Raw genomic sequence first — 11,365 nt, forward strand, 5'->3', positions numbered from 1 at the left:
AACGACCGGCCCCGGCCCGAGAAATCGGGCAGGGGCCGGTCGTTTGTCGTGTGCCGTGACCCACGGACCGGGTGGGAATAACCGGGCGTCCGCGCGACTTGTATCGAATATCAATGCAAACGCATGGAAAAGAAAGAAGAACGTCATGACCCGCAGGATCGCAGTCATCTCCGCCGGCCTCAGCCAGCCGTCGTCGACGAGGTTGCTCGCCGATCGCCTCACGCAGGCGGTACAGCAGTCCCTTGCCGACTCCGGTGAGGACGTCACCGTCGACATCATCGAACTGCGCGAGATCGCCCAGGATGTCACCAGCAACCTCATCACCGGATTCGCGAACCCGAAGCTGGCCGCGGCCATCGAGAAGGTCACCACCGCCGATGGCGTCATTGCCGTGACCCCGATCTTCACCACGAGCTACAGCGGGCTGTTCAAGTCGTTCATCGACATCCTCGACCCGCAGTCGCTGACCGACATGCCGGTGCTCATCGCCGCCACCGGTGGTACCGAGCGTCACTCGCTCGCCCTCGACTACGCGATGCGCCCCCTGTTCAGCTACCTGCACGCGGTCGTCGTGCCCACCGCCGTGTACGCCGCGTCGAGCGACTGGGGTCACGGAGCCGATGCTGGATCGAGCTCGCTGCCCGATCGGATCGGCCGCGCTGCCAACGAACTCGCCGCACTGGTAATGACGTCAACGCGCTCCACACGCGTGATCGACCCGTTTGCGCTTCCCGCCGGCTTCAGTCCCGTCGGCGGCTACGGCGCCCAGTAAGCCGATCTACTTCGAGGTGTCGCGATTGTTGACGAGGTCGAGCGCGTAGGTCTCCCACCAGACGCCCGCCTTGGGCCCACCGTTGCACGCGCCGTCGCTGTCACCCGGATGCTTGACCCATAACAGGGCGTCGAGACCGGTGGTGCCGGCGGTGACGTGCGGCGCCTGGCCGAGCGCCGCGCCCTTCGGGTTGCACCAGTCTCCCTGCCAGCCGTTTCCGTTGCGGGAGACGTCGATGACGTAGTTCTTGTTTCCCACCAGCGCCGACACCTTCTCGGCGTACGATCGCTCCTCGTCCACGCGGTAGTAGTTCGAGACGTTGGTGAAGAAGCCGCGGGTCTTTTCGACGCCCACGGCCTTGAGACGCTCGGCGATCACATCCGGCTGCACCCAGTTGGAGCCGCCCGCGTCGAGGTACACGGTCAGGTTGGCGGTGGTCAGGATGTCGACGGCCTGCGCCAGCACGGGCAGGCGCTTCTCGCTCTCGTTCTTGCAGGCGTCGTTGCTGAGCTGGGCGAGGGAGTCCGGCTCCACGAGGATCACCGCACCCGACCCGGCAAGCGAGGTCGCAATGGTGCGATTCCATTCCAGGTACTCCTCGGACGTCAGCCCGCCCTTCGAGAGTCCACCGCAGTCCCGGTTGGGGATGGCGTAGGTGACGAATACCAGCGTCTTACCCTGCTTCGAGGCATCCGCCCGGTACTCGGCAAGCAGGGGAGCGAGCTTCTCTGGCGTGAGCCAGTCACCGATCCAGATGGCCGTCGGCTGCCCGCTGATCTCGAGGATCTTCGTGGCTTCGGCCGACTTGCCCTCCTGCGTCAGACGCGCCTCGGCGGCGACGGCGTGGGTCTTCGGATCGAGGTAGAGCCCGCCGGGGAAGATTGCGGTGTTCGCGGGCGTGGTCGTCGTCGGCGTTGGCGTGGAATCGGGCGTTGCCGAGGGGCTGGACGAGGCGTCCGGATGACCCGGCAGCGTGGTCCGCACGGCGATGGTGATGACCACCGCAAGCACCACCACCACGGCAAGTGCCGCCGCAATCCAGGTCCATCTCGTCACTTCGCCCCCACTCGTCGCTCACCTAGCCTCGCATGGTGGACAGGTCGTTCCGCGCAATGCACAGGCGCAGTTCAGGCGCCCGAAACATTAGCAGCGCGTGTTTCTCACCGGTTTCGCACGAGGTCGAGGGCATAACTCTCGAACCAGGCGCCGGCCGCGGGACCCCCGTTGCAGGTGCCATCGCTCGCTCCGGGATGCTTCACCCAGAGCAGCGCATCGAGCTTTCCCGAGTCGGGCGTCACCCGCGGATTTACGCCAAGACCGGCGCCGGGGGAGTTGCACCACGTGCCCGTCCATCCACGCCCGTTGCGCGACACGTCGATGACGTAGTGCTTCAGTCCCACCCGGGAGGAGACCTTCCCGGCGTAGTCACGCTCGAGCGCAACGGGGTTGTAGTTGGCGACGTTGGTGTAGAAGCCGGTGGCTCCCGAAATGCCCGCGGCATTCAGCCACGCGGCCTGGTCGGTGGGGGAGAGCCAGCGCGAGTTGCCCCCATCGAGGTAGGTCGAGAGCCCCGCCGCCGCGAGAATGCCCACCGCGTCCCGCAGAAGCGGCAACCGGGTGGCGGCGGTGCCCGCACACTTCGCGTCCGACAGCATCGCGAGCGAGTCCGGCTCCACGAGGATCACCGCGGACGTGCCCTGCAGGTCGGCGGCGATCTCCCGGTTCCAGTCGAGGTACTCGGCGTTCGTGTGGCCGCCCGCGGAGTACCCGCCACAGTCGCGGTTGGGGATGGCGTAGGTGACGAACACCAGCGTGGTGCCCTGCGCTTTCGAGGCATCCACATTTCTCTTGATCACGCTGCGCAGCAGCGCCGTTGTGTACCAGTCGCCGAGCCAGATGGCGGTGGGTTGCGTGGCGATCTGGTCGATGAGGGACGCGGATGCCACGCTGCCCTCGCTTCGCAGACGCGCGGCCGACTTCGCCGCATCCGTGTTCGGCTCGAGGTACAGCGGACGGGGAAAGGCCGCGGACGCACTCACGGCCGCAGGGGCAGCCTCGGCGCTCGCCGCATCCGGAGCGGTCGTGCCAACCCCCAGCGTCAGCGCGGCGACCAGCGTCAGTCCGCACGACGCCGCGACGGCGTCCGCAAACACATGTTTTCTCCGCACGATGTCTCCCACCCAGAATCGTGTCGTGGCCGTACCGACGTGTGCTCACTCCACCACAGCCGGCGCCGGAATATCACCCCCAGTCTTAGCGCCACCACGACGGGAGCATGTGACCGATCGAGTCGGACAGGGCTTCCGCGCTCGCGCGATCACCGTCGTCCCCGGCGAGCCACACCTCGATTGCCCCGACGATGCCGTGTGCCGTGTAGCTCGCGGCAGTGGAGATCGACAGGCCCGCGGGCATCTCCGCCGGTGGGGTGCGGGCGAAGCGCTCCTCGAGGCTCGTGCTGATGTGGGCGACGAGCACGTGGTGCAGTGTCGTCGTCGACGACCGGTGCGACAGCGACTTTTCGTACAGGTCGCGGTGGCCGAGCACGTGCTGCGCGATGCGGAGTGTGGAGTCCTTGGTGATCGTCTCCGCCGAGGCGCTCGACTCCCGGCGTGCCTCGACATCCAGCCGACGGATCTCGTCCAACTCGATCGTGAGTGACTCGGTCAGCAGCTGGGCGGGCGACTTGTAGTGGTCGTAGAACGTGACCCTGCTGATGCCAGCCTCGCGGGTGAGCTCCGCCACGTTGAGTTCGGACATGGGCATGCGCGCGGCCATGCGAAAAATCGCCTGCCGAAGCGACTCTCTTGTCTGTGCAACCCGGGCATCGATCGCCATGGTGAACTCCTCGCTGAGCTACCCCTTCTTCGACCATAGGACAAACCTCCCGACAACATGCGTCGTGTATTTCACACGGTGTCACGGAGCCTGCGGGCGTCGAACAGGGCGAGAAGGGCCGTCACCGCCTGGCTTGGTTCTTTCCGGCTGATGATGCTCAGTTCCCAGGGCACCACCGGGTCAACGAGGGGGATGACAGCGATCCCGCGGTGCGGAGACAGCACCGCCTCCGGGATGACGCCGATCCCGAGACTGGCGGCGATGAACTTCGGCACCTCGACGAGGTCGCTTACCTCGGTCGTGACGGTACGGGAGAGACCCGCCTCGGCAAACGCGCGCTCGATGACCACCCGGTTGCCGAATCCGGCGGGGGTGTCGACAAAACGTTCGCCCGCGACATCCCGCATCGTGAGGGAGGAGCGGTCGGACAGCGGATGTCCCGCCGGCAGCACCACGACGAACCGGGTCTTCTGCACCGTGTGTACCGCGAACGCCGTCAGCTCGGACGCGGGCAGACCGGTGAAGGCCACATCGATGCGGCCACGCAGCACGTCGTCGGCGAGGCCGGTGGATCCCGTCGCGGATGCGCCGAGCTCCAGGTCGACGAGGGGATGGCGAGCGTGAAACTCGCCGAACAGGGTCGGCAGGTCGATGAGGTCGATGCTCGTGAAGATGCCGACCCGGAGTCTGCCGCGCAGGCCGCGGCTCGATTCGGCGACGGCGCTTCGCACGCGGTCGACGCCCTCGATGACGGTCCGTGCCTCGGGAAGCAGCACCTCGCCGGCAGATGTCAACGCCACGTGTTTGGTCGAGCGCACGAACAGTGCCGTGCCCAGATCGGATTCGAGCGCCCGGATCGATGCCGACACCGTCGACTGCGTGGCAAAGAGCCGACGGGCGGCGCGGGTGAAGTTCAGCTCTTCGGCCACGGCGACGAAGTATTCGAGTTGTCGTGTCTCCATGCACCTATTATCGCCCGGAGCGATCATAGATACAGAAATCATTCGTTGGACACGATGACCGATACGGGGCATTCTCGGGGTATGACACATACATCGGTGGACGTCCCCACCATCGCTCCCTCCCGCATTCGCCACGGTGCGGGGTTCTGGATCATCGCGGCCGCGTTCCTCACGGTGATGGCCTTCTCTACCGTGCCGACCCCGTTGTACGCCCTCTACCAGCAGCGCGATGGTTTCCCGACATTCCTCATCACCGTCATCTTTGCCGCGTACGCGGTCGGTGTGATGGCAAGCCTCTATCTCGCGGGGCACATCAGCGACTGGCTCGGACGCCGGCGCATCATCCTTGCCGCGATCCTCGTCGAGATCATCGCGGTCGTCATCTTCCTGCTGTGGCCCGAGGTTCCCGGGCTCATCGTCGCCCGTTTCGTCACGGGTATTGGTGTGGGAGCGCTGACGGCCACCGCGACGGCGCATCTCAGCGAGCTGCGCGCCATCGCCCGTCCCGCCGAGTCTCCCGCCTTCTCGAGCACCGTCTCCAGCGTGGTAAACGTGGGCGGACTCGCCGTTGGCCCCCTCGTGGCAGGAATCTTCGCGCAGTACGTGGTCTCGCCGCTGGTCGTTCCCTACGTGGTCTTCCTCGTGCTCATGGTGATCGCCGCGTTCGCGGTGGCGTTGGTGCCCGAGACCGTCGAGCGGGCAGAGGAACTGCCGCCGTATCGTCCCCAGCAGGTGTCGCTTCCGGATGGCGCCCGGTCCACGTTCTCCGCTGCCGGCGCCGGAGTGGTGGCCGCCTTCGCGATCTTCGGTCTGTTCACCTCCCTCGCGCCGAGCTTCCTCGCCGGGTCCCTCCACGAGCCTTCCCGCATGCTCGCCGGCGTCGTGACCTTCTCCGTATTCGGTGCCGCCGCCGCCGCCCAGCTGGTCTTCGCCCGCCTCAGTGCCGTGCGGCAATTGCAGCTCGCGGTGATCTTCATGGTCGTCGGTCTCATCGCCCTCGCCACGGGTGTGCTCGTGGTGAACCTTACGGTGTTCGTCGTTGCCGGCATCGTCGCGGGCGCGGGCGTCGGCCTGCTCTTCCGCTCCGCGGTCGGGGTCGCCGCCTCGGTGGCCGCGCCGGAATCCCGTGGCGAAGTGCTCGCCGCTCTCTTCCTCATTGCGTACACCGGGCTGGCGGTTCCCGTGCTGCTCATCGGGCTTGCCGTCGCGTTCCTGCCGCAGGCCACGGTCCTGGTGGGCTTCGTGATCATCATCATCGCCCTCGTCCTCTGGGCAGGGCTCCGCATGATCGCGTCCCGCCGCTAGACCGATCGTTGCGGGCACGGGGGCGGCGCAGACGCGCCGCCCCCGTGCCGTTGCTAGGCTGCGACACGCCGCGACTGGTAAGCTCTGTGAGGTTGCCCTCGGGCAGCAGCACAACTGAATACGAATAACGGAGCAGGCCGGCAAGACGCTGGTCACCGGTGGTGAATTCCTGAATGGCGTGAGAGCGCCCCGTCAGTGATTTTCTACTGTTGATCAGACAATGCGCCTCCCCACTCTCGGGACTTCGCGCGTACACGCCTTCGGGACAATTCCGAAACGCGTGTCATCGAACCCGCTCCTGCTCCTTGACGAGTCGCGACCCATTCGGGGTAGCGACGTAAAACAAAGGAGAAACCCCCCTATGGAGGGTCCAGAAATCAAGTTTGCCGAGGCCGTTCTCGATAACGGTAAGTTCGGCACGCGCACGGTCCGTTTCGAGACCGGTCGCCTCGCACAGCAGGCACAGGGTGCCATCGCTGCTTACCTCGACGAAGACACCATGATCCTGTCGGCCACCTCGGCCGGCAAGCACCCGCGTGACGGCTTCGACTTCTTCCCGCTGACGGTGGACGTCGAAGAGCGTTCCTACGCAGCAGGAAAGATCCCCGGATCGTTCTTCCGTCGCGAGGGTCGTCCCTCGACGGAGGCCATCCTGGTCTGCCGCCTCATCGACCGCCCGCTGCGCCCGACCTTCGTTGAAGGCCTGCGCAACGAGGTCCAGATCGTCATCACCGTCCTGAGCATCGCTCCGGACGAGTTCTACGACGCACTCGCGATCAACGCGGCTTCGCTGTCCACGCAGATCTCCGGCCTTCCGTTCTACGGCCCGATCGGTGGCATCCGCCTCGCACTGATCAACGACCAGTGGGTCGCGTTCCCGAAGTACAGCCAGCTGGAAGAGGCCGTCTTCGACCTCACCGTTGCTGGTCGACTGATCACGGACGAGAACGGCAACGAAGACATCGCCATCATGATGGTCGAAGCCGAAGCAACCGAGAACAGCTGGAACCTGATCCAGGCCGGCGCCACGAAGCCCGACGAGACCGTCGTTGCCCAGGGCCTCGAGGCATCCAAGCCCTTCCTCAAGCAGCTCATCAAGGCTCAGCTCGAGGTTGCAGCTCAGGCCGCCAAGCCGATCGCCGCCTACCCCGTCTTCCCGCCCTACTCCGACGCCGCCTACAACGCGGTCGCCGAGCTGGCCTACGACGAGCTCCGCGGTATCTACCAGATCGCTGACAAGACCGAGCGCCAGGACGCCGACGACGCACTCAAGGAGCGCGTCAAGCAGGTCATCAACGAGAAGATCAGCAACAACGAGCTCGGCGCGGAAATCGCCCCGATGGTCTCGGCTGCCTACAAGTCCGTCACCAAGACCATCGTTCGCGGTCGCATCCTCACCGAGGGCGTTCGTATCGATGGCCGTGGGCTGTCTGACATCCGTGCGCTTGACGCCGAGGTGCAGGTCATCCCGCGCGTGCACGGTTCCGCCATCTTCCAGCGCGGAGAGACCCAGATCCTGGGTGTCACCACGCTGAACATGCTCAAGATGGAGCAGCAGATCGACTCCCTGGCTCCGGTCAAGAAGAAGCGCTACATGCACCACTACAACTTCCCGCCGTACTCGACCGGTGAGACCGGTCGCGTTGGTAGCCCCAAGCGCCGCGAAATCGGTCACGGCTTCCTCGCCGAGCGTGCACTCGCGCCCGTGCTGCCGTCGCGTGAAGAGTTCCCCTACGCCATCCGCCAGGTTTCCGAGGCTCTCGGTTCTAACGGTTCGACGTCCATGGGTTCCGTGTGTGCCTCTACCCTGTCGCTGCTCAACGCTGGTGTGCCGCTGCGCGCACCGGTCGCCGGTATCGCCATGGGCCTCGTCTCCGACGAGGTTGACGGACAGACCCGCTACGCGGCCCTGACCGACATCCTGGGTGCGGAAGACGCACTCGGCGACATGGACTTCAAGGTTGCCGGAACGTCCGAGTTCATCACCGCGATCCAGCTCGACACCAAGCTCGCGGGACTGCCGTCCTCCGTCCTTGATGGCGCGCTCAAGCAGGCCAAGGAAGCTCGAACCACGATCCTCGCCGTGCTGAACGCCGCGATCGACGCACCCGACGAAATGGCTCCGACCGCGCCCCGCGTGATCGCCGTCCAGATCCCGGTTGACAAGATCGGTGAGCTCATCGGGCCCAAGGGCAAGACGATCAACCAGATTCAGGATGACACCGGAGCCGACATCTCGATTGAGGATGACGGAACCGTGTACATCGGAGCGGTCGACGGTCCTTCGGCCGAGGCAGCTCGCGCGGCGGTCAACGCGATCGCCAACCCGCTGAACCCCGAGGTCGGCGAGCGCTTCCTGGGAACGGTCGTCAAGATCGCTACCTTCGGTGCGTTCGTGTCGCTCACCCCGGGCAAGGACGGCCTGCTCCACATCAGCGAGGTACGTAAGCTCGCCGGTGGAAAGCGCGTCGAGAATGTCGAAGACATCCTCGGTGTTGGCCAGAAGATTCAGGTCGAGATCACCAAGATCGACGACCGAGGAAAGCTCTCCCTGGCTCCGGTCATGGACGAGACCGTCGGTGGAGACACCGAGGGCAGTGCAGCCGCCAGCGAGGGCCCCGAGGCTCCCGCCGAAGGCGAGTAGCACTCAGCCGCAATAGATCTGCCGGCGGCCGCTCGCCAGCGCTCCGGTAAGACGAAAGAGCCCGTCCCACTCGTGGGACGGGCTCTTTTGCGTCCGCGCCGGCACCGGGAGCAGGTACAGCGGTGTCAGTGCGTGAGAACGACCTTGAGCGTGACCACGATGACGCCGACGACACCGAGTCCGATTCCCGACATGAGCGCGAGGAGCGAGCTGCGCTTGCCGCTGAGCGATGCCAGCACGGTGCCGAGAGAGAAGAAGCGCAGCACGATCGACGCGATGGCGAGGCCGAGGGACCATCCGCCCGGCAGCCAGTGCCACATGCCGGCAAGCAGCAGGATCGTGGGGAAAGCGCCCGACGTGGCAATGGGCACGGCGTTGCGCACCCCGGCCCGCAGGTGCGCGCTCTCGTCCCGGCCCTGCGCGCGGATCTGGTGGCCGATGAAGTGGGCGAGAACGTGAGCCACGAACGTCGACAGCGCGGTGCCTGCCACAAGGAGCGCGGCGTGACCCGTCTGGATGTCGTGCTCCGTCAGGGTCGCAAGCGCCGCGAGCACGAGGATGTTGCCGTACACGTACGCTTCCGACCGGCTCGCGACGGTGTCGACGCTGAGGTTCGGGTCGCGACCGACCATCCAGTGCGGAAAGCGAAAACGGGGTGACGGAGGGAGGGGCGTTGAGTCACTGGACATAGATCCCCAGTTGTAGCACGAGCGTGCTGGGGTTCTGGTGCACGGTATTCCCTATCACCTACGGTGTATCCATGATTTACACCGAAGCGGATGGCGCGGCGGGCGTTGTCCCGGCAAAACGGGTCGTGGGCGCGACCGGTGTAGCGGTGCATCCGCTCGCCATTGATGGAAGCCTCTTCGGCTGGGCGGCCGGTGTCGACGACACCAACGACGTGCTCGACAGGTTCGTGGAGGCCGGCGGGAACCTCATCAGCACCGCCGATCACTACGCCGGAGGGCGCAGCGAGGTGATGATCGGCAGCTGGTTGCGGGAGCAGAAGAACCGGGGCGATCTCATCGTCGCGACGAAGGTCGGGCGTCACCCCGACGCGCGGGGGCTCGGGCACCGCACCATCCTGCGGGCCGTCGACACCTGTCTTGCGCGCCTCGGCACCGACTACATCGACTTTCTCTCCTTCGACGGTGAGCATCTGGAGTCACCCATCGACGAGAGTCTCGAAGCGGCCGACCGGGTCATTCGCGAGGGCAAGGTGAGGTTTCTGTCGGCCGCCGGGTACTCGGCGTCCCGGTTCGCACAGGTGCAGGCGATTGCGGCGGAGTCGGCCTACCCCCAGTTCCGGGCGATGGTCGTCGAGTACAACCTCATGGAGCGCACGCAGTTCGAGGGAGCCGTGCAGGCCGCGGCCGCCGCGTTGGGAACGGCGGCATTCGTGCGGCTCCCGCTGGCATCCGGGTACCTGACCGGGCGCTTCCGGACACGTGACGATTTGCCCGATTCGGTCATGTTCGGGGCCGCCATGCAGTACATCGGGCGCCGCGGCAACCATGTTCTCGCGGCCCTGGATTCCGTGGCCGCCCAGACGGGGGAGACCCCCGCGCGTGTGGCAATCGCGTGGGTCCTGCACAAGCCAGGGGTCGCCGCCGCGGTGGTGCGGGCGAAGGATCCACACCAGCTTGATGCCATGCTCGGCGCCGCCTCGCTTCGCCTCAGCCGACACCAGATTGGGGAGCTCGACAGGGCCTCGGTGACGTGATGCGGGCGGCCATGTCATCCATCTCGAACTCGATGTGTGAATTTTCATAACGATTGGCTCTCCTTACGTCGAAAAGTCGGCGGTGCCGTTTATTGTCGAGAACAACGCGTGGCCTGCGCCCCGGGCCACGTCAGGTAACAGGGGCTGCGAGAAGGTGGACATGACCCAGGTACTGGCAGTGAGCTCGAACGCCAGTGACGGTGTGCCCCGGTTGCGCAGGATCGGTTTTTCCGACCTCCGCGTGTTTCCCCTCGCGATCAGCGGCAACGTTTTTGGATGGACAGCCGATGCGGCCACCACCGAAGACATCCTCGACGCGTACGCCGCCGAGGGCGGAAACTTCATCGACACGGCCGACGCCTACGCCGCAGGTCGCAGCGAGCTCATGATCGGCAACTGGATGCGCGATCGCGGCAACCGTGCCGACATGGTGATCGCCACCAAGGTGGGAAAGAGTGCTGACAACCCCGGGCTGAAGGCGCGCACCATCACGCGTGCTGTCAACGCCTCGCTCGAACGGTTGCAAACGTCATACATCGACCTGCTCTATCTGCACATCGATGACCAGTCCGTCGACTTTGAAGAAACGTTGCTGGCTGTGGACGAACTCATTCGTGCGGGCAAGGTGCGGTACTTCGGGGGATCCGATCACACGGGTAACCGGCTCATCGAAGCTCGGATCGCGTCCGCCCAGATCGGCGTCGCGCCGATGATCGCGCTCCAGAACCACTACAACCTCATGCACCGCACCGAGTACGAGGGCGACCTCGCGCGCGTCGCCGAGCGTCAGGGACTCGGAGTTATGCCGAGGTTTGCCCTGGCCAGTGGCTTCCTGACCGGCAAGTACCGGTCGAAGGCCGACCTGCTGCGCAGCGAACGCGGGGGAGAGGCAGCGCGCTACCTCAACCGGCGTGGTGCACGGGTGCTTACGGCGCTCGACTCCGTCGCGGCTGCGCATGACGTCACGGTCGCAACCGTTGCTCTCGCGTGGTTGTTGACGAAGCCCCTCGTCGTGGCGCCCGTCGCGTCGGCGAGTCGTCCGGAGCAGGTCGCGGAACTGACGGCTGCAGCATCGGTGCATCTGACACGCCAGCAAACCGCGGAGCTCGATCGGGTCAGCGCCC

General features: G+C 65.8%; 10 protein-coding genes. 5 read left to right on the plus strand and 5 right to left on the minus strand.

Annotated features, from left to right (window positions below):
• Window positions 1–145: 145 nt before the first annotated feature.
• Window positions 146–772, plus strand: coding sequence for an FMN reductase (locus HB677_RS02790; RefSeq protein ID WP_213814107.1), 627 nt, complete (start codon window positions 146–148; stop codon window positions 770–772).
• Window positions 773–778: 6 nt separating this feature from the next.
• Here the strand turns inward: HB677_RS02790 and HB677_RS02795 are convergent, their stop codons facing one another.
• From HB677_RS02795 to HB677_RS02810, 4 genes are all read right to left on the minus strand, one after another.
• Window positions 779–1,828, minus strand: a complete 1,050-nt coding sequence (locus HB677_RS02795; protein WP_213814108.1) for a glycoside hydrolase family 6 protein — start codon at window positions 1,826–1,828, stop codon at window positions 779–781.
• Window positions 1,829–1,932: 104 nt separating this feature from the next.
• Window positions 1,933–2,940, minus strand: a complete 1,008-nt coding sequence (locus HB677_RS02800) for a glycoside hydrolase family 6 protein (protein ID WP_307852452.1) — start codon at window positions 2,938–2,940, stop codon at window positions 1,933–1,935.
• Window positions 2,941–3,025: 85 nt separating this feature from the next.
• Entirely contained in the window at window positions 3,026–3,607 is a 582-nt protein-coding gene (locus tag HB677_RS02805; RefSeq protein ID WP_213814109.1) for a TetR/AcrR family transcriptional regulator, read from the minus strand.
• A 71-nt stretch (window positions 3,608–3,678) separates the two neighbouring features.
• Window positions 3,679–4,569 carry a LysR family transcriptional regulator gene (locus HB677_RS02810; RefSeq protein WP_213814110.1) on the minus strand — a complete coding sequence of 297 codons (891 nt, stop codon included), beginning with the start codon at window positions 4,567–4,569 and terminating at the stop codon, window positions 3,679–3,681.
• Window positions 4,570–4,650: 81 nt separating this feature from the next.
• Here HB677_RS02810 and HB677_RS02815 point away from each other — a divergent pair, with 81 nt between their 5' ends.
• Window positions 4,651–5,874, plus strand: coding sequence for an MFS transporter (locus HB677_RS02815; RefSeq protein WP_255546066.1), 1,224 nt, complete (start codon window positions 4,651–4,653; stop codon window positions 5,872–5,874).
• Window positions 5,875–6,235: 361 nt separating this feature from the next.
• Complete coding sequence (locus tag HB677_RS02820) at window positions 6,236–8,518, plus strand: polyribonucleotide nucleotidyltransferase (RefSeq protein ID WP_213814112.1); 2,283 nt, start codon at window positions 6,236–6,238, stop codon at window positions 8,516–8,518.
• A gap of 125 nt (window positions 8,519–8,643) precedes the next feature.
• Here HB677_RS02820 and HB677_RS02825 read toward each other — a convergent pair whose 3' ends face one another.
• A complete protein-coding gene (locus tag HB677_RS02825; protein WP_213814113.1) occupies window positions 8,644–9,150 on the minus strand; it encodes a hypothetical protein in 507 nt (168 codons plus the stop codon).
• A gap of 128 nt (window positions 9,151–9,278) precedes the next feature.
• Here HB677_RS02825 and HB677_RS02830 point away from each other — a divergent pair, with 128 nt between their 5' ends.
• Window positions 9,279–10,241: an aldo/keto reductase gene (locus tag HB677_RS02830; protein WP_213814114.1), complete on the plus strand. Its 963-nt coding sequence runs from the start codon at window positions 9,279–9,281 to the stop codon at window positions 10,239–10,241.
• A gap of 160 nt (window positions 10,242–10,401) precedes the next feature.
• A partial coding sequence (locus HB677_RS02835) for an aldo/keto reductase (RefSeq protein WP_213814115.1) occupies window positions 10,402–11,365 on the plus strand: 964 nt, incomplete at its 3' end.

This window comes from Glaciihabitans sp. dw_435 (assembly GCF_018449675.1).
Lineage (GTDB): Bacteria > Actinomycetota > Actinomycetes > Actinomycetales > Microbacteriaceae > Glaciihabitans.